Raw genomic sequence first — 19,751 nt, forward strand, 5'->3', positions numbered from 1 at the left:
TTACCTTCCCACCAATCCGGTGCGGTTAATCAGGACATCCAGGGCCTCGTCAATGGCCGTCATCACGCGGGCCGCTGCCTGATAGGCGTGCTGGCTGGCGAGCAGGGCCACGTTTTCTTCGTCCAGGCTGACGGAGGCGCCGGAGGACCGCTGTCCGACGGCGGAAACACTCGCCGCGTCGGACAGCTGAGAGTGCTGCTGCGCAGACCTCGAGGCCATGCCAATGCCGGCCACCACCCCGCCCCACAACGTGTCAGGGGAGCCCGGGCGGGAGCCGATCTGGGCTACGGCGTCGGCAATACTGCCATCCAAAGAGCCGGAACCAGCGGCTCCGGTCGCGATTCCGGCGGCGCTGGTGGGAACTACCCGGAGGGAAAGTGCTACGGGAACTCCGGGCGTACTGGTGAAGAAGTCCAGGTTGCCGGCTCCACTGGAGGACTGACCGGTGCGGTGGACGGCATTGACGTCGTTCATCAGTTGCGTGGCGAACGCGTTGTAGGCGGCGGCTGCTTCGGCGATGGCGCCGCCGGTTCCTGCTCCCTTGCTTCCGGCGGCTGCAGGGGCCAGGAGCGACACCGCTCCGGCGAGCTGTCCGCCGTCGAGGTTTACTGGGACGCCTGGGCGGTCCGCCCACTCCAGCTGAACCGGCTGCCCGGCCGCGCTCATGGAGGTTTGGCCCGCCAGCTTCACTTCCCGGTGCGAGGTCCCCGAGACCAGTGCGTTGCCTCCGATGAGCACGTCAGCGGTGCCGTCGGAATATTCGCGGACCGTGCCGCCAGCCAGCGCGGCAATGGATTCTGTCATCTGGTTCCGGGCATCGATGAGTTCGTTGGCGGAACCACCGGAAGCCAGAACCGAGCGAATGGTTGCGTTGAGTTCGGCCACGCGGCCGGCAACGGCGTTGAGCTCATCGACCGTGGCCGACGCTTCGCCGCGGACACGGGTCCACTGCGCATCAAGTGCCTTGTAGCCTGCGGACACCGTTGCGCTGAGCGTCGCTGCGGCTTCCAACAAGACCGACGCCGGAGCGGACTCGCCCGGGTGGTTGGAAACTCCCTGCCACGACGCCCAAAAGGTTTGCAGCGCCGTCGAAATTCCATGCGGGCCTGGCTCCTGCAGCGCATCCTCAAGCCGCTGCAATTCCGTGGACCGGATCCCGGCGAAGCCGGACTGGGCCGCGGTGTTGCGGACACCGGCGTCCAGGAAGCTGCTGCCCAGCCGGGCGATCCCGTCGATGGAGACGCCCTGGCCGGCCTGGCCCGTGGTCGGGTTGAGACCAACGGGCCGGGGCGCGCCAATGGCCGACTGCTCCAGCCGTTGCCGGGTATAACCGGGCGTGGTGGCATTGGCGATGTTCTGCCCGGCCAGGTTGATGGCCTGCTGCGCTGCGGTGAGGCCACGGTATGCCGTGTTGAGTCCGCCGAAAGTGCTCACGTGAATGTCCTTTGCTGGTCCAACCGCTTGGTCAGAATTGCCGGTCGACGAGGTGGGAGGACGAGGTTTCCCCGGTCCGGCCATGGGAGTCGTACGTGCCGGCTGCGGGTTTCAGATCTGCCAGTGTTTCCTGTGTGGACCGGACGGCCGCGCGCAGGAATTGCTCGTTGGCGTCCCGAAGTTCCTTGATGGCCACAGTCTGCTGGCGCATTGCCGACAAGTGGGACGAAAGGACCTCGGCCCAGGCAGGATCAGGTGCCGCTGCGGCAAGTTCAGCCAGCGAGCAGTCAGGGGAAATGCCCCATTGCCCGGCCACGGCCGCGATTTCCACGGTACGCGCAAGTCCTGCCTTGGAGACTCGGTCCAGGACCTGCTCCACTTCCCGGGTGCCATGCGGCAGCCAGCGGGACTTTCCTGTAGTCAACAACAGTTGCTCTTCCTCGAGCTTGAAGGTCAGGAGATCCAGGAGTTCGCGCTCGCGCCACAGCAGGGCTGACAGTTCATGGATGGCCACGTGGGTCAACTCCAGTTCAGGTCGGTAAGGGTGCGGGATGGGATGGCGATACTCCCGCCAACTCCCCAATAGCTATCGGCCGCCAGGGATCCGTCGTTAGGCCGCAAGGCCCGCCAAACGCTGATTCTTTTCCTTGTGATTTCTACTTACCGGTAGGGAAAGGGCCGTCGATAGTGGGGTGTGACGGCCCACGGATGGGCTGCCGCACAGTAAGTCCACATCACGGAGGAAATTTTCATGGGCATGCAGATCAACAACAACCTGATGGCGAACAACGCTTACCGCAACCTGAACGCCACGCAGGACACCCTGTCCAAGTCGATGGAGAAGCTTTCCAGCGGCCTGCGCATCAACCGTGCTGCAGATGACGCAGCCGGCCTTGCCATTTCGGAAGGCCTCAAGTCCCAGGTCAGCGGCTCCGCGGTTGCCGCACGTAACGCCCAGGACGGCATCAGCCTCATCCAGACCACTGAAGGTGCCCTCGGCGAGGTTCACTCGGTACTGCAGCGCATGCGCGACCTTGCAGTCCAGGGTGCATCGGACACCAACAACACGGCTGCACGCGATGCCATCAAGGACGAAGCCGATTCGCTGGGTAAGGAGCTGGACCGCATCACGCAGTCCACCAACTTCAACGGCATCGACCTTCTCAAGGGTGGCTCGAAGAACATCCAGGTTGGCACCGCTGGTACGGCCAACGACACCATTGCCGTAACCCTCGGCGACGTCGCAACGGCAGCGGGCACGCTGTCCTCGGCAACGGGTGCAACTGGCTTCGACGTCAGCACCAACGCCGCAGCCCAGACCACCATCACGGCTATCGACGCTGCGATCACCACGGTCTCCGCCCAGCGTTCGGACCTCGGTGCAAACCAGAACCGTCTGGACCACGCGATCAAGACGCTGAACGTCTCCGGTGAAAACCTGCAGGCAGCACAGTCCCGCATCGCTGACACGGACATGGCAGCCGAAATGGTCAAGTACACCAAAGCCAACATCCTGTCCCAGGCAGGTACGGCAATGCTGGCCCAGGCAAACCAGTCCGGCCAGGGCGTTCTGTCCCTCCTGCGCTAGGCCTTCACAGCAATAGCCGCATGAGTTGACTGACCGCATTAATCGACGACGGCCGGCCTGGCCCCATAAAACCGGCCGGCCGTCGTTGAGCACTTTGATACACGTCTTCCGGAAGGGACACCCGTGGCAACTGCCATCGACGGCCTCGCCAGCGGCCTGAACACCACAGCGATCATCAATTCGTTGATGTCCGTCGAGGCCCTGCCGCAGACCCAGCTCAAGACCAAGCTGGCATCCAACCAGACCATCATCTCCACGCTCCAGTCCTTCAACACCAAGCTCACAGCGCTGAAGGAGTTGGCCTCCGGCAACGCCGCCGCGGGGGCCCTCAATCTGTTCACAGCCTCCAGCAGTTCGCCGTCCGTCACGGCTAAGACCACGACGACGGCCGCCGCCGGATCGATCGACCTCACCATCACGCAGTTGGCCCAGACCCAGGTCAACGTCACTGCAGCCATGACCACGTGGCCTACCGATGGTGGTGGCGCCCCGGCCCGGCTCACGATTGTGGACTCCAAGGGTAAGAAGACCGAAATCGCCCCGGCGAGCACTTCCCTGGATGATGTAGTCATCGCCATCAACGCCGCATTCGGCGGCGCCCAAGCCGTCAAAGTTCCTGCCGGCAACGGCACGTACCGCCTGCAACTGACCGCAACCGCATCCGGTGCGGCCGGTGCCTTCACCGCCTACCAGGGAACCGCGGCCCAAGTCACCGCAGGCACAGCGGTGGACCTGATGGCGAACCCGGGCGCCGCCGTCGTGAGGTCCGCCCAGGACGCGAAAGCGACACTGTATGCAGGCACCCCGGCCGCCCAGGTGCTGACGTCCGGCACCAACACTTTTGCCGACGTCCTTCCCGGCGTCTCCGTCACCGCCACGGCGGTGACCACCGGCCCCGTGACCATCACGGTGGCGAGCGACGTCCCCGGGATCACCAAAAAGGCCGAAGACCTGGTCAAATCCGTCAACGATGTCCTGGGTTTCATTGCCATCTACACGGCAGTGTCCAAAACCACCGATGCCAAAGGCGCCACCGTGCCCAAGGCTGGCATCTTCACTGGCAACAGCACCGTGCGCGCCGTCAACGACCAAGTCCTCGCCGCGCTGTCCAGGCCTATCAACGGAAAGTCGCCCGCCGAGTACGGAATCAACATCACCAAGGCAGGCGACTTCACGTTCGACGCGGAGAAGTTCTCCAAGGCCCTCGCAGCGGACCCGGCGGCAGCCCAAGCCGCCGTGCAAGGGCTTGCCATCCGGGTTGCGGATGCGGCCAAGGCTGCAGCGGATCCGTACAACGGGTCCGTTTCCGGCCTGATCAAGGGCCGCGAATCGGAGGTCCGGGACCTGGGCAACAGGATCGCCGACTGGGACCAGCGACTGATTACCCGCCGCGCCACCCTGCAGGCCGTGTACACCAACATGGAAGTGATGCTGGGTGGGCTCCAGTCACAGTCGGCCTGGCTGTCGGGCCAAATTTCCAGCCTCTCGAAACAGTCCACAGGAGAATAAGCCATGACCTACAGTGCCCTCCGCGCGCAGCAGCTCTCCCGGTACAACGATGACGCTGTCCTGTCTGCACCGCCGGCACGGCTGCTGACCATGCTGTATGACCGGCTCCTACTGGACCTCAAGCGTGCCCAGCTGGCGCAGGAGGGCAGCAACTGGGATGTGGCACGGGAGAACCTGCTGCACGCCCAGGCCATCGTTGCCGAATTGCGCTCGACGCTGCGGACCGATGCTTGGGACGGCGCGGCATCGCTGGCGAGCATTTACGACTACGCCATGGAAGCCCTGATTGGCGCCAATATCTACCGCGATGTGGAGCGAACCAAGGAATGCGTTGAGCTTCTCGAACCGCTGCGCCAGGGCTGGCATGAGGCAGCGGCGCAGTTGTCGGCTGACACACCCGACGTTGCTGTTGCGAGCGGCAGGGCGCTCGGTGTCGCATGAGACCTGGTCCGCCGTGCTGGACGGTTTTGAACGCGACATAGCCCTGGCCGTGTCCGGAGGAGCTGTCCCGCAGTGGGCGCCGCCTGTGAACGCCGGACCGTTGCCTGCCTCGTTGGCCGAGCGCGCCCGACGGGTCCTGGACGCCCAATCAGAGGCGGTCGCCATCCTCAACCGCGTCAAGCACGACGCCGGCACCCAGTTGGGTGCCATCGACGCCGTGCCGTCGGGGGCGGGTTCGGACAGGCCGCTGTTGCTGGACGTCCGCGGCTAGTTCGTGGATGTGCCCCCGAGGAATTCCCTGGCTGCCGTCACCAGGGCTTCCGAGCCATGCGTCAACGTCGGCTGGATAACCGGTGCGAAGTAGGGGGAGTGGTTGGACGGAATATCGGGGAGCCTGCCGGTGGTTGCCCACTCCTTGAAAAGCGCAGGGTCAGCGCCGCCCAGGAACCAGAAGACCAAGGGCGCGTCGGCGGCCTTCGCCAAGGCTCCAACGTCTTCGCTCCCGGAGACAGGGCCGGGGTCCATGATCTTGCTGTCCCCAAACTTTGCCCGGAACGACGCCGAAATCCGGTCCACCGCCGATTCGTCATTGACGGTCAGCGGGAAGTGTTCCTCGTAGTGGAAGTCTGGTTCCTTGGGTGCCCCCGAGGCTGTTGCTTCGCTCTTGACGATCCGTTCGATGGAACCCAGAATCTTCTCCCGCGTGGCGTTGTCGAAGGACCGGACGCTGAGCCCCAAAGATGCTGTTTCAGGGATGATGTTGTTCTTGGTGCCGGAGTGGATTTGCCCGACAGTGACAACTGCTGAGTCACTGGCTGCGAGTTCCCGGGAAACGATGCCCTGCAAACGCACGGTAGCGGCCGCCGCCATCAGGACTGGGTCCACCGTGGTTTCGGGGCGCGAACCGTGACCGCCCCGGCCATGCAGGGTAATGCTGAGGGAATCCGCGGACGCCATGGTGACGCCGGGCCGGATGCCAAACCACCCGGCCGGGAACGGTGCTACGTGCTGGCCCAGGACGACGTCGGGCTTGGGAACACGGTCATAGAGGCCGTCCGCGACCATGGTTTCCGCACCGCCACCCCATTCCTCGGCAGGCTGGAACACTGCGATCAGGGTGCCCTGCCATTCGTTCCGTTGGGTGGCCAGGGTTTCCACTGCTCCCACCAGGCATGTGACATGGACGTCGTGTCCACAGGCATGCATGACGGGCATATCCTGGCCTTCATGATCGACCCCTACTGCCGTGCTTGCGTAGTCCAGGCCTGTGGCTTCCTTGACCGGCAGGGCATCCATGTCTGCACGGAGCATGACCACCGGTCCCGGCCCGTTGTCGAGGACGCCCACCACACCGGTTTTCCCCACGTTCCGATGAACCGTGAAGCCAAGGTCTTCGAGATGACCGGCCGCGATCCCGGCAGTTCGGGTTTCCTGGAATGACAGTTCCGGGTGCGAATGCAGGTCCTTGTAGAGCTCTTCGAGGTCAATGGTCATGAGTCTGCCCTTTTCGTTCGACGCCTAGGTTTGGCCAGTCTATCCACACGAAAACCTGCGCGGTTTGGGAATCACGGGCACACTGGGTGCCATGAATAATTCGGAGTCAGTCACCACGCGGGGATCCACTGTTGAGGACTGGACCCGGGCCCTTGCCGAGTCCACGGGCTCTCCTGGCGGTGGTGCCGGGACAGGAGTGATGCTGGCAATTGCCGCGTCCCTGACCTCGATGGTGGCGGGGTACACGGAGGGCGGCCATGCTGAGTTGGCGGGCCTCCACGGACGGGCGCGGGCGATGCGCGAAACAGCGCTTCAGTTGGCCGACGAGGATGCCGAGGCCTCCAAAGCATTCGGTGCCGCCTTTCGGCTGTCCCCGGGCCCGGAACGGGAAGACGCGATTCACCGGGCATCCGTCGATGCGGCGAAGGCCTCTGCCGTGCTGGGCGAGCGGGCGATCGAGGCCATTGACGACCTGGGCTGGCTTGCCGCCCATGGGAACCCTGCGCTCATAGCGGACGTTGTGGTGGCCTTCGGAGCGCTCAGGGCGGCGATCGCAGGTGCCCGCACCAACGTCAGTTTCGACCTCTCCTCGCTCACTTCTGCTGGCGCTGACCTGGAGCAGGTTCGGGAAAAACATCCTCATCTGTGGGAGACCGTAGAGCGGCTAAGCGATGCCTTGGACCGCATTGACGAACTGACGGCAAGCGTGGACGAAAAAGCGGCGCCTACAACGGCTTAAGTGCGCACCACGTTTGCAAAATTAGTGCGCTGAATTTGCTAACGGGCATTCGAGCGCTGCCGATAGCTGTTGCTGAGCAGGGATCGCTCGATGCATGGCCACGGATTGGCCTTACGACACCACCAGGCAGGACTTTGTGCTTGAATCCGTGACTTCCGCCGCCTTGGCCAGCGCCTTGGACGCGCTTTCCTTGCGCCAGCGGACCATCGCCAACAACATCGCGAATGTGAACACGCCCAATTACCAGGCCAAGAGAGTCTCTTTCGAAGACCAGTTGGCGGCCTCAGTGCGTTCCGGTGATGGCCACGTCAATGCCACAATTTCCCCGTCCGATGAGCCAACCCGGACCGACGGAAACAACGTCAACCTGGATACTGAGACGCTGTCCAACATCGACACCGTGTTGCGCTACCAGTTCGCCTCGAGGGCTGCGGCGGGCGAGTTCACCTCGCTGCGCACGGCGTTGAGGACCAACTGATGACTTTCGACGCAATTGGTATCGCGGGCTCGGCCCTGACCGTCCACCGCAAATGGCTTGATGCGGTCTCGGACAACCTCGCCAACATGAACAATGCCTCCCGTACCGATGGAGAGGCTTTCCGCGCCCGCTACATCGAGGCGGCGGAAGGCAACAACGGCGATGGGGTGTACGTCAAGAGCACGCCTCTGGGGGACGGCGAAGGCCGCATCGTGTACCAACCCGACCATCCCCTGGCTGATGCTGACGGCAATGTGCGATACCCGGACATTGATATGGCGGAGCAGATGGGCACGTTGATCATTGCCCAACGCGGATACCAGGCCAACGCCCAAGTGGTGGACCGGGCCCGCGAAACGTACTTGGCAGCACTCGAGATAGGGAAGTCCTGATGGCGTTGGGACCCATTGAAAGCATTCAGGGCGTCACCGGAACCGGTTACGTCAGCGCTGCACAGCCAGCCGCAGCAAGTGGCGACTTCGGCAGCGCGCTCAGTGGCGCCGTCGACAATTTGCAGTCCCTGCAGTCAACATCCAAGGAACTGGCGGTGTCCGCCGTGACCGGGAACCTGGACGACATCCACAAAGCAACCCTTGCCTCGACGCGCGCGCAGGTGACGTTCGAACTGGTGGCCGCCGTCCGGAACAAGGGCATTGACGCGTTCAACGAGATCATGAGGATGCAGGCCTGATGCCACCCGCGATTACCCAGTTCTTCCGCAAACTCGGCAGCGGAATCCAAGCGTTTTCGCCCGCCCAGCGGACGCTCGCTATTTTGGCCGTCGCCGTGCTGGTCCTTGGCGGCGTCGCGCTGACGGCGTGGTTGGGGAAGCCTGCCTATTCGCCGCTGTTCTCCGGGTTGAAGGACACGGACGCCAACAGCATCGTGGAGCAGCTCCGCAAGGACAACATTCCCTATGAGCTGAGCAACGGCGGTTCCACCATCCTGGTCCCCGAAGACAAGGTGTACGACGAGCGACTGAAGGCTGCCGCCGCGGGGCTCCCGTCAGCTGCTGCCACCGGGTACTCGTTGCTGGACAAACTGGGTGTCACCTCCTCCGAGTTCCAGCAGTCGGTGACCTACAAGCGGGCGCTCGAGGGTGAGCTGAGCACCACCGTCCAGGCCATGGACGGCGTCAAGAGTGCGGCTGTCCGGCTCGCCATCCCTGAGAAGTCAGTCTTTGTGGACACCACCCCGGAGGCCACGGCGTCCGTGTTCGTGGAAACCCAACCCGGCACCACGTTGTCATCGGACAAGGTCCAAGCCATTGTGCACTTGACGTCGGCGGCCATTGAGAACCTCAAACCCACCAATGTCTCAGTGGTTGATTCCCAAGGAAACGTCCTCTCGACGGTAGGCGGCGGGGCAACGGGTTCGTCGTCCAAGCAGGCCGCCGATTACCAGCAGCGGACCTCGGACGCCGTGCGGGCAGTGTTGGACAGCGTAGTGGGACCTGGCAACGCCACAGTGGCTGTCGCCGCCGATGTCACTGCGGAATCGGCCCAGCAGCGCAGCGAAACCTTCACCCCGGCAGCGGACACCCCGGCGCTCAGCGAATCCACTAAAACGGAGACATACACCGGAACGGGCGGCGGAGCAGCAGGGGTCCTGGGGCCGGACAACATCGCAGTTCCGGGCGGCACCGATGCCAACGGCAGCTACGATTCCAGCGATACCACCAAGAACAACGCCGTCAACAAGGTCACTGAGGACCGCACCATCCCGCAAGGTGCCGTTAAGCGCCAGACCATCTCCGTGGCGATCAACCAAGCCGCTGCCGGCGGCGTCAACGTGGACTCTGTGCGCGCGCTGGTCACCTCGGCGGCCGGGATCGATGCCGCTCGCGGTGACGTGGTCACTGTAGAGGTGCTCCCGTTCAGCACTGCGGCGGCGGACAAAGCCGCCGAGGCACTGGGGGCTGCACAAGCCGATGCGGAAGCAGCCAAGGAAGCTGCGCTGATGAACACGCTCATCCTCGCCGGCAGCATCATGCTGGCAGCGATCGCGCTGATCGTGGCAGTGCTCATCACCCTGAAGCGCCGCCAACGCCGTGAGCCCGTGGATCTCGGGGAACGGCCTGATTTCGACGCCCTGCCGGTACCCAGCCCGACGCCGGCCATCACCGGACCGGCGACCACCGCCATCGAGCTGACGTCCATCCAGCCCGCTGCGCCCATCCAGCCGACTCCGGCGTTGCCCCTCCCGGGCTCGGACGCCCTGGACGGCGAGCTGAAACGCGCCCAGATCGAGGCCATGGTGGCGGACAATCCCGCCCGCACAGCCGAGTATCTGCGCGGTCTCATGGATGAAAGGCAATCCGTATGAGCCACGCGGTTCCGGAAGCATCAGCCCTGAACGGAGTGCAGAAGGTGGCGGTGGTGCTCATGCAGATGAGTCCCACCAGCGCGGCCTCGGTCATGGCCCAATTCTCCGAATCCGAAGCAGAGGACATAGCCGCCGAGATCGTACGGCTCCGCCGCGTCTCCTCGGTCGTGGCGGACCACGTCATCAACGAGTTTCACGGACTGGCCCTCAGCGGCCGCCGCACGGCCCGCGGCGGCCAGGAATTCGCCGTCGGGCTTCTTGAAGCGTCCTTCGGCGCGGACAAAGCCGCAGGCTTCATGGACCGCCTCGCATCCACCATGGCCGGGAAGTCCTTCGAGTTCCTGGAAATGATGGACCCCGGGCAGATACTGGCTTTGATCGACGGTGAGCTCCCGCAAACCATCGCACTGATTTTGGCCCACTTGCGCCCCGGGAAGGCCTCCGCGGTGATGTCCGGTCTGGGGGATGTGCAACGGATCGAGGTTGCCCGCTGCATCGCGACCATGGGCTCGGCATCGCCAGAAGCAGTTGGCATCGTGGCTGAGACCCTCAAAATCCGGGCAGGCGCCGTCATGTCGCAACGGAAGTCGAACGAGATCGTGGGCGGCATCCAGCCATTGGTGGACATCATCAACCGGTCCGACGTCACCACTGAACGCTCTGTGCTGGACGGCTTGGGCACGCTTGATCCGGAGCTCGCCACCGAGGTTCGCGCCCGCATGCTCACGTTCGTGGACATCGTGAAGTTGGAGCCGCGGGACATCCAGCAGATCCTCCGCGGGGTCAGCGCCGACGTCCTGGCCGTGGCCATGAAAGGCGCCCCCACGGTGGTGCTGGACACTGTCCGCGCCAACATGTCCGGTCGCAACCTCGAAATCCTCGAGTCCGAAATGGCGGCGTCCGGTCCCGTCCGGGCCTCGCAGGTAGAGGAAGCCCGGGCCGAGATCGTCCGCTCCATCCGCGAACTCGAAGCCGAAGGCGCCATCGTTGTCCGCCGCGGGGACGAGGACGACTTTGTCTACTGAGCACTTCACCCGTGTCACCTTCCCGGCTATTGGCGGCCCGGAACGTTCCACCGAGACCGATCGCGGATTCGTCCAGGGCCACGCTGCCGGCTACGCCGCCGGGATCCAGGCTGCTGCGGCCGAGCAGCGCCAGCTTCAGGAACGTCTGAGGACAGAGCATGAGGACATGCTCGACGCCGGCCGCTCGGCTGCGGCACATGCCGTTCAGCTTTTGCAGGCGGCAGCTGCAGCGGCCCAGCAGCGCCAGGAAGTCGCTGTGGACGACGTGCAGGATGTACTGGCGGCCAGTGCGGTCGAACTCGCCGAAGCCATCCTGGGTTACGAACTTGCCAAGGGGGAGAACACCGCCTGGGCAGCGCTGGACCGGGCGCTGGGAGCGCAGGGTACCGGCGTTGGACGCGTCACCGCGGTGCGCCTCCACCCGGGCGACGTTGCGGCGCTGGCGACGTCCGGCGTCGTGGACGTTGCCGGTGTTGAACTGAAGCCGGACCCTACGCTCAACCCTGGTGACGCCGTCGGGGAGTATCCGGACGGGTGGATCGATGCCCGCATCGGCAGCGCGCTGGAGCGGGCCAAACAGGCGCTGCTGGGACCTGAGGCATGAGGCCCCACGCGGTCCGCTTCCACGCTGCGTTGGCCGCTGCCGCGCCGCAGCGGGTCGGGACCGTCACGTCAGTGCTTGGCCTGGGGCTGGAAATCGCCGGACTGGATTGCGCGGTTGGCGAGCTCGTCACAGTGGGCGCCGGTCCTGAAACGCTCGACGCCGAAGTGGTTGCCTCGGTCAGCGGGACCGTGCGGTGCATGCCCCTCGGCCGGCTGACCGGTGTTGCCGCGGGAGCTCCCGCACGAGCCAAAGGTGCGCCGATGCTGGTGCCCACCGGCGCCGGCTTGTTCGGACGGGTGCTGGATGCACTGGGCCGCCCGATCGACGGCAAAGGTCCTCTGCCCGTGTCCCGCATGGTGCCCTTGGATCAGGAAGCGCCGTCAGCCATGAGCAGGGCACGCATCGACACGCCCCTGCAGACCGGTGTCCGCGTCCTGGACACCATGACGACCCTCGGCCGTGGCCAGCGCATGGGCCTGTTCGCGGGATCCGGTGTGGGAAAGTCCTCGCTGCTGTCCATGGTGGCCCGTGGCACGGATGCCGAAGTCTCAGTGATCGCCCTGGTAGGGGAGCGCGGCCGTGAAGTGCGCGAATTCCTCGAAGACGACCTCGGCCCCGAAGGCCTTGCCCGCTCCGTGGTGGTGGTCGCAACATCGGACGAGCCCGCCCTCATGCGGCTCCGGGCCGCCGTCACAGCCACCCGCATCGCCGAGTCCTTCCGCGAAGCCGACAAGGACGTGGTGCTCATGATGGACTCCCTGACCCGTGTGGCCATGGCGCAGCGCGAGATCGGCCTCTCCGCAGGTGAGCCACCCGCGACACGCGGCTACCCGCCGTCGACCTTTTCCGTCCTGGCGAGGCTCCTGGAGCGCGCCGGAACCGCGGAAACCGGCTCCGTTACCGGGATCTACACCGTGCTGGTGGACGGTGACGACCACAACGAACCTATCGCCGATGCCGCCCGTTCCATCCTGGACGGCCACGTGGTCCTGGACCGCAAACTCGCCGTCACCGGGCATTTCCCCTCCGTGGACGTGCTGGGCTCCGTGTCCCGCGTGGCGTCGAAAGTGAACGCCCGTGAGCACTCGGCGCTCGCGGTCTCGCTTCGCCGCGTCCTTGCGGCACGGCGTGGTGCCCAAGACCTGATCGACGTCGGCGCTTACCGGCACGGCAGCAACCCACTGGTGGATGCAGCCCTGGACCACGAGGCCGCCATCAACCGGTTCCTCCGGCAGGGGATGGGCGAATCGACGCCCCACGGCGATGCATGGGCCGAGCTTTCCAGACTTTCAGCGAACTTTGGACATTTTGAAGGAGCCGCGTGAACCGACAATTCTCCCTGGCCGGGCTCTTGCGGCTGCGACAGGCCGAGCAGAAATCCGCGGAAAGCGGACTTGCCGCGGCAAACTCGCGTTCGGCGTCGTTGCGTGTCCGCCGGGCGGAAGCCCGTGAAGCCCTGGCCGATTCCGCAGGGCATGCCGGGGACTCCGCATCCTTGCTGGCCATCGCTGCTGCCCGCGCCTCCTCGCAGAGCATGCTTGCCGAGTTGGATGCTTTGGCAGCTGTGGCCGAAAGCGAGGCTGCCTCAGCCCGGGCCGAGTACACGGAGGCGAAGCGTCGCGCCGTGGGGCTGGAGAAGCTCGAAGTCCGTCACGACGCCGAATATGCCGCGTCCGCACTCCGGGCCGAGCAGGGCGTCCTGGACGAAATCGCGTCCACGGCGTGGCACAGGAAGGCCGGCTCATGAGCATGACCGACGCCATCGGGCGAATCCAGAGCATCGAGGCCCAGTTACAGCAGTTGGCCCAAGGCGCGCGTGTGTCCGCTGCTGCTGCTTCTTCGACCGCGTCGACCGCTTCGGTTGCCGACGCCGCGTCCTTCGCTTCGGCGTTGAGCAGTGCGATGGGGACTTCGTCCGCGTCCTCTTCGCTGGCGTCCGGGTTGAGTGCTGCTGGCTTGGGCTCGCTGTTGCCGGCTGCCGGAAGTACGACGGCGACCGCAGGGACGGCGGCTGTCGGCACCCGCGGCGGGGCCGTCACGGGTGACGCCGTGGTGGCCGCGGCTAAGAAGTACATTGGTGTGCCCTACGTCTGGGGTGGGACCAATCCCGCAGTGGGCATGGACTGCTCCGGATTTGTCCAACGGGTGTTCAAGGATCTTGGGGTAGAACTGCCGCGCGTGGTTAGCGACCAGATGCAGAAGGGCACGCCCGTCGCATCGCTGGCAGAGGCCAAGCCAGGAGACCTGGTGGTCAGCTACGGCGGAGAACACATCTCCATTTATCTTGGCAACGGCAAAGCCATCGACGCTCCCGTACCCGGCCAGACCATCCAGATCCGGGACGCTTGGGAGAAGTACTCCAACTTGACGTCCATCCGCCGGATCGTCCCGGCAGGGGGCGCATGATGCAGGCGGTGGTTGGAGGTGGCATCCGTGCGGCTGCTGCCAGCCCCGCAGGCACACGTGCTGGTGGCGGCGGGGTTCTAGGCGGCTCTTCGAATGCTGGGGCCTTTGATGTGGTGATGGCTTCCGAGGGCGTAGCGTCTGCACGATTCGATGGTTCGCTGCCCATTCGATGGCTGGAACGGCATAGTGCGCAGGGAACCCCCGAAACGGGTGGGCTTGTGACGGACGCATCTACTGATGCCGGCGTCTCCGAGGAGTCGTCGTTCGCCCATTTCGATGGTTCGCTGCCCATTCGATGGTTGGAACGGCATGGTGCGCAGGGAACCCCCGAAATGGGTGGGCTTGTGTCGGATGTGCTTGGGGATGCTGCGCTGGGCGGTTTTGTGCCCCTGACTGGGAACGCCCCCATGCTTGAGGTTGAGGGCGCGGTTGACGCTGTGGGCGGTGATGCAGGGATGGCTGCGTCAGGCCGTGTGGCACCGTCTCCTGCCGCCGCCGAATCGCCAGCAGCCCTGGACACGGACACGGAAGCGCAGCCCGCCCATTTCGATGGCTCGCTGCCCATTCGACGCTTCCTACCGTCTAATCCGCAGCAAGCCGTCGAATCGGAGGGGCTTGATCCGGACATAGCAGCGAGCGCTGGCGTGGTTGTGGCTGCCGGTGGCCCTGAGGTTGCCCCGGATCTTGCCAGCGACGCATTGCCGCTCGCCCATTTCGACGGCTCGCTGCCCATTCGATGGTTGGAACGGCATGGTCCGCAGGGAACCCCCGAAATGGACGAGCTTGAGGCGGACGTAGCTGCGGGTGCCGGTGGCGCTTCGAGTGCTGGCATGCCTGCGGTTGCGGCAGTGCCTGTGGTCGCTCCGGGCCCAGCTGCCGAGGCGTCGCAGTCTGCCCATTTCGATGGCTCGCTGCCCATTCGACGGCTCGTACCCTCTAGTCCGCAGCAAGCCGTCGAATCGGATGCGGATGTTCCGGGTGCTCCCGTTCCAGGTACTCAAGACCTCGCCGCTGACACGTCCGCCCATTTCGATGGCTCGATGCCGGTTCGATGGTTGGAAAGGCATGGTGCGCTGGGAACCCCCGAAACGGGAGTAGCTGCGCTGGGAACCCCCGAAACGGGAGTAGCTGCGCTGGGAACCGCTGCGAGTGGGACTGCTGGCATGCCTGCGGTTGCGGCAGTGCCTGTGGTCGCTCCGGGCCCAGCTGCCGAGGCGTCGCAGTCTGCCCATTTCGATGGCTCGCTGCCCATTCGACGGCTCGTACCCTCTAGTCCGCAGCAAGCCGTCGAATCGGATGCGGATGTTCCGGGTGCTCCCGATCCAGGTACTCAAGACCTCGCCGCTGACACGTCCGCCCATTTCGGGGCTTCGCTGCCGGTTCGATGGTTGGAACGGCATGGTGCGCAGGGAACCCCCGAACCGGGCGCGATCCACGCCATGCCAGCCCCGCTCACTGTCCACCCCGCGGCCACACCCACCACGCTCCCGCCAACCCCCGCCGGAACCGCGCTCCAGCCAACCCTTCAACAACCCCTCACACCCCAACTCGCAGCCCCCCTCTTTTCCCTGGCGTCGGCGGCTCCGGGGGAGCACGTGATGACGCTGCGGGTGTCCCCTGAAGACCTGGGACCCCTCACCGTCCGTGCCCACATCGACGGCACCGGCGTGCGCATCGAGCTGTTTGCCCCCGGGGATGCCGGCAGGGAAGCCGTGCGTCATGTCCTTCCGGAGCTACGGCGGGGCTTGGAAGACTCCGGCGCAAGCCTGAGCCTGTCCTCCCACAACAGCCCGACGGACACCGGAAAAGACCCCGGCCAAGGAAGCGGCAGTGCAACCCGTGACGCGGAGCAGCCAGCCCGGCGCGACGGTGACCGGCGGGCAAACAGCACCGAAGACCAACCGCAGCAACCACGGCAGCCGCCACCCGGCGTCGTGCCTGACGCCAGCACTACAAACCGCCTGGACATCCTCGTCTGACGTGAAGGAGAGACAACCATGACCATTCCCGCAATTGCGGCCAGCAACGGCGTCGGATCGGGTGAGGCTGCCCGCACTCCCGTCAAGACCATGGATTCGGAGGTTTTCATGTCCTTGCTGGTGACACAGCTGAGGTACCAGGATCCCAGTGCGCCCATGGACACCAACCAGATGATGAGCCAGTCCGTGCAGCTTTCCATGATGGAGAAGATGACTGAGCTGACGACCGGTGCCAGGGAGAGCTTCTCTCTGCAGATGCGTACCGCTGCGGCACAGATCATCGGGACCCAGGTGAGCTACGCGCTCGCCGACGGGACCAAAGGCGACGGCGTGGCCAGCGCTGTGTCTTTCGCTGATGGCGTTCCGACGGTGACGGTGGGCGACGCCAAGGTCCCGCTGGATCTGATCACCGGCATGACCGCACCAAGCAAAAAGACTGAAACCTCAATCTGATTTTTCCCAAGACCTACCCCGAACCAACCCGAAGAAAGGCAACACCATGCTCCGTTCGCTGTACTCCGGAATTTCCGGCCTCCGCGCCCACCAGACCATGCTGGACGTCACCGGCAACAACATCGCCAACGTGAACACCACCGGCTACAAGTCGTCGTCCGCGCAGTTCCAGGACACGCTCTCGCAGATGACCCAGGGCGCTGCCGGCCCGCAGCAGGAAGTTGGCGGCTCCAACCCGGCGCAGATCGGGCTCGGCGTCCGGGTGGCGGGCGTCAGTACCAACTTCGGCCAGGGCTCGTCGCAGAGCACCGGCCGCGGCACTGACCTGATGATTTCCGGCGAGGGCTTCTTTGTCACCGGCAAGGGGACGCAGCAGTACTACACGCGTGCCGGCAACTTCCAGATGGACGCTGCGGGCCGTTTGGTCAGTCCCGACGGCGGCATCCTCCAGGGCTGGACGGCCACCAACGGTGTCGTCAACACAGGCGGAGCCACGGGCCCCATCACCTTGTCCCCGGACACCACTGCACCGGCAGTTGCCACGACGCAGGCCACCCTCGGCGGCAACCTGCCGTCCGACGCTGCGGTAGGAACCTCCGTTGAACGCCAGGTCAAGGTGTACGACTCCAACGGAGCAGAGCGCAGCCTCACCCTGACGTTCAGCCGTTCGGCCACTGGCTGGAACGTAGCCGGCGCGGATGCCAACGGGGCTACAGGAGCATCCACGCTCACGTTCGCCAACGGTGCGCTGACGTCCGGCGGGACCATGACAGTTGGCGGGATCACCGTCAACATGGGCGCGGTCACAGGGTTTGCGCAGCTGAACACCTTGGCTGTCACCAGCCAGAACGGCGCAGAAGCCGGTGAGCTTGAGTCCTTCACCCTTGCCGGCGATGGTTCGCTGATTGGTTCCTTCAGCAACGGCGCCAAAGAAGTACTGGCCCGGGTGGCACTGGCCCGTTTCACCAACCCCGAGGGCCTCGAAAAGGCCGGCGGCTCCACCTACGTTGCCACGGCAAACTCGGGAGCGGCCCAGCTTGGCGGTGCCGGTGATGGAGGACTTGGTTCGCTGGCCTCCGGTTCGCTGGAGATGTCCAACGTGGACCTGTCCCAGGAATTCACCAACCTGATTGTGGCCCAGCGTGGTTTCCAGGCAAACGCCCGCATCATCACCACCTCCGATGAGGTCCTGCAGGAACTGAGCAACCTGAAGCGCTAAGCCCGGTGAGGAAGGCGGTGATCCGGCCGCCTTCCTAACGCCGAGCCCACCGTGGCCGACAGTAGGGGAAAGAACCACCTCCGCCCCCAGCCAAAGCAGAACAGCCCATGATCGTTGTCACCCGCCTGAACGGCACACGCTTCGCCGTGAATCCGGACATCCTCGAACGTATCCATGAGAGTCCGGACACTCACTTGGTGACTCTCGACGGCGCCGCTTACGTTGTGCGGGAATCGCTGGTTGAGGTGGTGGAACTGATCGCGAATTATCGTGCCAGTGTGCTGCGCCGTGCCCAGGACCTTCCGGCGGTAGCGGGCTATCCGCTGAGCCTGGTCAGGTCGCCTGAGGCTGGCGAAGAGCCAGAGCCCAACCACCCCAACGGAAGGTAGTCCATGACAATCGTCGGTCTGCTGCTGGCCTTCGCATCCGTGGTGGCAATGGTCACCCTGGAACACGCCAACCTGATGTCGCTGCTCCTGCCCGCACCCATGATCCTGGTTTTCGGTGCCACCATCGCGGTGGGGTTGGCAGGCAATACGCTCCGCGATGTGGTCCAGTCCTTCAAGGACGTACCCAAGGCTTTCATTGGCAAGCCTGCCAAGCCCACTGAGAGCATTGACGAGTTGGTTCGCCTCGCCGAGAAGGCCCGCAGCGACGGCCTGCTGTCCCTCGAGGAAGAGGCCAACAACGCCAAGGACCCGTTCCTGCAGCGCTCCCTTCAAAACATCGCCGACGGCACGGACGCCGAGGAACTCCGCCTCTTGATGGAGGATGAGATCGACACCAAAATGCGTGCCGACCACGTGTCCTCCAAGTTCTTCGCAGCACTGGGCGGGTATGCGCCCACCATCGGCATCATCGGAACCGTGGTTTCACTGACCCACGTCCTCGAAAACCTGTCTTCTCCCGACCACCTCGGCCCGATGATCGCAGCTGCCTTCGTGGCCACCCTCTGGGGCTTGCTGTCCGCGAACTTCATCTGGCTGCCGTTGAGCGCCAAGCTCAAGCGCCTGTCGGAGCTTGAAATCGAACGCATGACGCTCCTCATGGAGGGATTGCTGGCGGTGCAGAACGGCACCCAACCGCTGCTGCTGGCCGAACGGCTCCGTGCCATGGCTCCTGCCGAGACGAAGGGCAAGTCGAAGCAAGCCAAGGACAAAGCGGACGACGGCGGCAAGCCCGGCAAGCTTTCGGCGTCCAGGGCAGCATGAGGTCCCGCAGGAGACGCGGCGGGCAGCCTGAAGAGCACCACGTCGACGAACGCTGGATGGCCTCCTATATGGACATGGTCACCGTCTTGATGTGCATGTTCATTGTCCTGTTCGCCATGTCCTCGGTGGACCAGGTGAAGTTTGAGAAACTGCGCAACTCCCTGGCCACTGGATTCGGCACGGAAATCAGCCAGAAAGTGGACACTGCCAGCGGCGTAGTGGTGCCGGCCGAACTCGCCACGTCCAACGGCGAAGGCTTCTCGGCATTGGACCTGGCCATCAAGGAGGCCGACAAACTCTCGGCACTGCAGGGCGCCATGCAGGCTAAATTGGACGCCCAGGGCCTGTCAGCAAACGTTCAGTTCGTGGTGGGGGAGCGTGGGCTGACGGTAAAGCTGGTGGGTTCCCAAACGTTCTTCCAGCCCGACATGCCTGACCTCACCCCCAAGGCCGTCCAGATCCTGGATACCATCGCTCCCACCGTGGTGGGTTCCGGCCTGGAGGTCATGGTGGAGGGCCACGCGGCCAAAGGCGTCACGGCTTTCGCGTCCACGTGGGAGCTCTCAGCAGCACGTTCCGTGAACGTACTCCGGTATTTCGTTGACAACTCAGGCATGCCACCCGGGCGGATCGGCGCCGTTGCTTTCGGTGCTGCCCGCCAAGTGACGGACGATTCCACCGAGGAGCTCATGGAACTGAACCGGCGCGTGGACGTGGTGCTGCTCTCGGCCAGTCCGGAGGATGTCCGTGCGTTGATTCCGGGTGCCATCGAAGCGCAAACCAAGGAGTCTGCCGCCGCGGCGAAGGCGGCAAAATAGCGCCCGCAGCAGCCGCCACATAGTCCTG

The 19,751-nt window shown here is 64.7% G+C and carries 23 protein-coding genes; 20 read left to right on the forward strand and 3 right to left on the reverse strand.

What is annotated here, in order from left to right; genetic code table 11:
- Both flgK and WBN73_RS19755 read right to left on the reverse strand, forming a co-directional pair.
- Complete coding sequence (flgK, locus tag WBN73_RS19750) at window positions 1–1,434, reverse strand: flagellar hook-associated protein FlgK (RefSeq protein ID WP_337341089.1); 1,434 nt, start codon at window positions 1,432–1,434, stop codon at window positions 1–3.
- Window positions 1,435–1,465: 31 nt separating this feature from the next.
- Window positions 1,466–1,948 carry a flagellar protein FlgN gene (locus WBN73_RS19755; RefSeq protein ID WP_207596500.1) on the reverse strand — a complete coding sequence of 161 codons (483 nt, stop codon included), beginning with the start codon at window positions 1,946–1,948 and terminating at the stop codon, window positions 1,466–1,468.
- Window positions 1,949–2,185: 237 nt separating this feature from the next.
- Here WBN73_RS19755 and WBN73_RS19760 point away from each other — a divergent pair, with 237 nt between their 5' ends.
- The 4 genes from WBN73_RS19760 to WBN73_RS19775 all read left to right on the forward strand — a co-directional run bounded on the left by WBN73_RS19760 (window position 2,186) and on the right by WBN73_RS19775 (window position 5,243).
- On the forward strand, window positions 2,186–3,022 hold the full coding sequence (locus WBN73_RS19760; protein ID WP_278251948.1) for a flagellin N-terminal helical domain-containing protein: 837 nt from the start codon (window positions 2,186–2,188) through the stop codon (window positions 3,020–3,022).
- A 123-nt stretch (window positions 3,023–3,145) separates the two neighbouring features.
- On the forward strand, window positions 3,146–4,531 hold the full coding sequence (gene fliD, locus WBN73_RS19765; RefSeq protein WP_207596501.1) for a flagellar filament capping protein FliD: 1,386 nt from the start codon (window positions 3,146–3,148) through the stop codon (window positions 4,529–4,531).
- Between the two features lie 3 nt (window positions 4,532–4,534).
- A complete protein-coding gene (gene fliS, locus WBN73_RS19770) occupies window positions 4,535–4,972 on the forward strand; it encodes a flagellar export chaperone FliS (protein ID WP_207596502.1) in 438 nt (145 codons plus the stop codon).
- Window positions 4,962–5,243: a hypothetical protein gene (locus tag WBN73_RS19775; RefSeq protein ID WP_207596504.1), complete on the forward strand. Its 282-nt coding sequence runs from the start codon at window positions 4,962–4,964 to the stop codon at window positions 5,241–5,243. The genes fliS and WBN73_RS19775 overlap by 11 nt, the downstream gene beginning before the upstream one ends.
- Here WBN73_RS19775 and WBN73_RS19780 read toward each other — a convergent pair.
- Entirely contained in the window at window positions 5,240–6,466 is a 1,227-nt protein-coding gene (locus tag WBN73_RS19780; RefSeq protein ID WP_337341090.1) for an amidohydrolase, read from the reverse strand. The genes WBN73_RS19775 and WBN73_RS19780 overlap by 4 nt on opposite strands.
- 91 nt (window positions 6,467–6,557) lie before the next feature.
- On the opposite strand from WBN73_RS19780, the gene WBN73_RS19785 reads away from it, so the two are divergent.
- The 16 genes from WBN73_RS19785 (at window position 6,558) to WBN73_RS19860 (ending at window position 19,723) form a co-directional block, all read left to right on the forward strand.
- Window positions 6,558–7,205, forward strand: a complete 648-nt coding sequence (locus WBN73_RS19785) for a cyclodeaminase/cyclohydrolase family protein (RefSeq protein ID WP_337341091.1) — start codon at window positions 6,558–6,560, stop codon at window positions 7,203–7,205.
- A 136-nt stretch (window positions 7,206–7,341) separates the two neighbouring features.
- On the forward strand, window positions 7,342–7,683 hold the full coding sequence (gene flgB / locus WBN73_RS19790) for a flagellar basal body rod protein FlgB (protein ID WP_207597486.1): 342 nt from the start codon (window positions 7,342–7,344) through the stop codon (window positions 7,681–7,683).
- The gene (locus tag WBN73_RS19795; RefSeq protein WP_207596508.1) at window positions 7,683–8,075 is read left to right on the forward strand and encodes a flagellar basal body rod protein FlgC; all 393 of its coding nucleotides are present in this window, start codon (window positions 7,683–7,685) and stop codon (window positions 8,073–8,075) included. Before flgB ends, WBN73_RS19795 begins: the two co-directional genes overlap by 1 nt.
- Window positions 8,075–8,374 carry a flagellar hook-basal body complex protein FliE gene (locus tag WBN73_RS19800; RefSeq protein WP_207596509.1) on the forward strand — a complete coding sequence of 100 codons (300 nt, stop codon included), beginning with the start codon at window positions 8,075–8,077 and terminating at the stop codon, window positions 8,372–8,374. Before WBN73_RS19795 ends, WBN73_RS19800 begins: the two co-directional genes overlap by 1 nt.
- Entirely contained in the window at window positions 8,374–10,008 is a 1,635-nt protein-coding gene (gene fliF / locus WBN73_RS19805; protein WP_207596510.1) for a flagellar basal-body MS-ring/collar protein FliF, read from the forward strand. The genes WBN73_RS19800 and fliF overlap by 1 nt, the downstream gene beginning before the upstream one ends.
- Window positions 10,005–11,033, forward strand: coding sequence for a flagellar motor switch protein FliG (fliG, locus tag WBN73_RS19810; RefSeq protein ID WP_207596511.1), 1,029 nt, complete (start codon window positions 10,005–10,007; stop codon window positions 11,031–11,033). Before fliF ends, fliG begins: the two co-directional genes overlap by 4 nt.
- The gene (locus WBN73_RS19815; protein ID WP_337341092.1) at window positions 11,023–11,637 is read left to right on the forward strand and encodes a FliH/SctL family protein; all 615 of its coding nucleotides are present in this window, start codon (window positions 11,023–11,025) and stop codon (window positions 11,635–11,637) included. Before fliG ends, WBN73_RS19815 begins: the two co-directional genes overlap by 11 nt.
- The gene (locus tag WBN73_RS19820; RefSeq protein WP_207596515.1) at window positions 11,634–12,962 is read left to right on the forward strand and encodes a FliI/YscN family ATPase; all 1,329 of its coding nucleotides are present in this window, start codon (window positions 11,634–11,636) and stop codon (window positions 12,960–12,962) included. Before WBN73_RS19815 ends, WBN73_RS19820 begins: the two co-directional genes overlap by 4 nt.
- A complete protein-coding gene (locus WBN73_RS19825; protein ID WP_207596516.1) occupies window positions 12,959–13,384 on the forward strand; it encodes a flagellar FliJ family protein in 426 nt (141 codons plus the stop codon). The genes WBN73_RS19820 and WBN73_RS19825 overlap by 4 nt, the downstream gene beginning before the upstream one ends.
- Window positions 13,381–14,043, forward strand: a complete 663-nt coding sequence (locus WBN73_RS19830; RefSeq protein ID WP_207596517.1) for a C40 family peptidase — start codon at window positions 13,381–13,383, stop codon at window positions 14,041–14,043. The genes WBN73_RS19825 and WBN73_RS19830 overlap by 4 nt, the downstream gene beginning before the upstream one ends.
- Window positions 14,040–16,022: a flagellar hook-length control protein FliK gene (locus tag WBN73_RS19835; RefSeq protein ID WP_337341093.1), complete on the forward strand. Its 1,983-nt coding sequence runs from the start codon at window positions 14,040–14,042 to the stop codon at window positions 16,020–16,022. The genes WBN73_RS19830 and WBN73_RS19835 overlap by 4 nt, the downstream gene beginning before the upstream one ends.
- Window positions 16,023–16,040: 18 nt before the next feature.
- Window positions 16,041–16,475 (forward strand): flagellar hook assembly protein FlgD, encoded by a 435-nt coding sequence (locus WBN73_RS19840; protein ID WP_207596519.1) that lies wholly within the window; start codon window positions 16,041–16,043, stop codon window positions 16,473–16,475.
- Window positions 16,476–16,521: 46 nt separating this feature from the next.
- Window positions 16,522–17,694, forward strand: coding sequence for a flagellar hook protein FlgE (locus WBN73_RS19845; protein WP_207596520.1), 1,173 nt, complete (start codon window positions 16,522–16,524; stop codon window positions 17,692–17,694).
- Window positions 17,695–17,801: 107 nt separating this feature from the next.
- Window positions 17,802–18,083 (forward strand): flagellar FlbD family protein, encoded by a 282-nt coding sequence (locus WBN73_RS19850; RefSeq protein ID WP_207596521.1) that lies wholly within the window; start codon window positions 17,802–17,804, stop codon window positions 18,081–18,083.
- A gap of 3 nt (window positions 18,084–18,086) precedes the next feature.
- Window positions 18,087–18,905 (forward strand): motility protein A, encoded by an 819-nt coding sequence (locus tag WBN73_RS19855; protein WP_207596523.1) that lies wholly within the window; start codon window positions 18,087–18,089, stop codon window positions 18,903–18,905.
- On the forward strand, window positions 18,902–19,723 hold the full coding sequence (locus WBN73_RS19860; RefSeq protein ID WP_207596525.1) for an OmpA/MotB family protein: 822 nt from the start codon (window positions 18,902–18,904) through the stop codon (window positions 19,721–19,723). Before WBN73_RS19855 ends, WBN73_RS19860 begins: the two co-directional genes overlap by 4 nt.
- The last annotated feature ends 28 nt before the right edge of the window (window positions 19,724–19,751 follow it).

The organism is Paenarthrobacter sp. CCNWLY172 (assembly GCF_037402035.1).
Taxonomy (GTDB): Bacteria; Actinomycetota; Actinomycetes; order Actinomycetales; family Micrococcaceae; genus Arthrobacter.

What these genes read in the sequence shown, in the direction of transcription:
- WBN73_RS19760 (WP_278251948.1), top strand. Translation starts at nt 2,186, where the DNA reads ATGGGCATGCAGATCAACAACAACCTGATGGCGAACAACGCTTACCGC.
- fliS (WP_207596502.1), top strand. Translation starts at nt 4,535, where the DNA reads ATGACCTACAGTGCCCTCCGCGCGCAGCAGCTCTCCCGGTACAACGAT.
- WBN73_RS19780 (WP_337341090.1), bottom strand. Translation starts at nt 6,466, where the DNA reads ATGACCATTGACCTCGAAGAGCTCTACAAGGACCTGCATTCGCACCCG.
- WBN73_RS19785 (WP_337341091.1), top strand. Translation starts at nt 6,558, where the DNA reads ATGAATAATTCGGAGTCAGTCACCACGCGGGGATCCACTGTTGAGGAC.
- WBN73_RS19795 (WP_207596508.1), top strand. Translation starts at nt 7,683, where the DNA reads ATGACTTTCGACGCAATTGGTATCGCGGGCTCGGCCCTGACCGTCCAC.
- WBN73_RS19800 (WP_207596509.1), top strand. Translation starts at nt 8,075, where the DNA reads ATGGCGTTGGGACCCATTGAAAGCATTCAGGGCGTCACCGGAACCGGT.
- fliF (WP_207596510.1), top strand. Translation starts at nt 8,374, where the DNA reads ATGCCACCCGCGATTACCCAGTTCTTCCGCAAACTCGGCAGCGGAATC.
- fliG (WP_207596511.1), top strand. Translation starts at nt 10,005, where the DNA reads ATGAGCCACGCGGTTCCGGAAGCATCAGCCCTGAACGGAGTGCAGAAG.
- WBN73_RS19820 (WP_207596515.1), top strand. Translation starts at nt 11,634, where the DNA reads ATGAGGCCCCACGCGGTCCGCTTCCACGCTGCGTTGGCCGCTGCCGCG.
- WBN73_RS19830 (WP_207596517.1), top strand. Translation starts at nt 13,381, where the DNA reads ATGAGCATGACCGACGCCATCGGGCGAATCCAGAGCATCGAGGCCCAG.
- WBN73_RS19835 (WP_337341093.1), top strand. Translation starts at nt 14,040, where the DNA reads ATGATGCAGGCGGTGGTTGGAGGTGGCATCCGTGCGGCTGCTGCCAGC.
- WBN73_RS19840 (WP_207596519.1), top strand. Translation starts at nt 16,041, where the DNA reads ATGACCATTCCCGCAATTGCGGCCAGCAACGGCGTCGGATCGGGTGAG.
- WBN73_RS19845 (WP_207596520.1), top strand. Translation starts at nt 16,522, where the DNA reads ATGCTCCGTTCGCTGTACTCCGGAATTTCCGGCCTCCGCGCCCACCAG.
- WBN73_RS19850 (WP_207596521.1), top strand. Translation starts at nt 17,802, where the DNA reads ATGATCGTTGTCACCCGCCTGAACGGCACACGCTTCGCCGTGAATCCG.
- WBN73_RS19855 (WP_207596523.1), top strand. Translation starts at nt 18,087, where the DNA reads ATGACAATCGTCGGTCTGCTGCTGGCCTTCGCATCCGTGGTGGCAATG.
- WBN73_RS19860 (WP_207596525.1), top strand. Translation starts at nt 18,902, where the DNA reads ATGAGGTCCCGCAGGAGACGCGGCGGGCAGCCTGAAGAGCACCACGTC.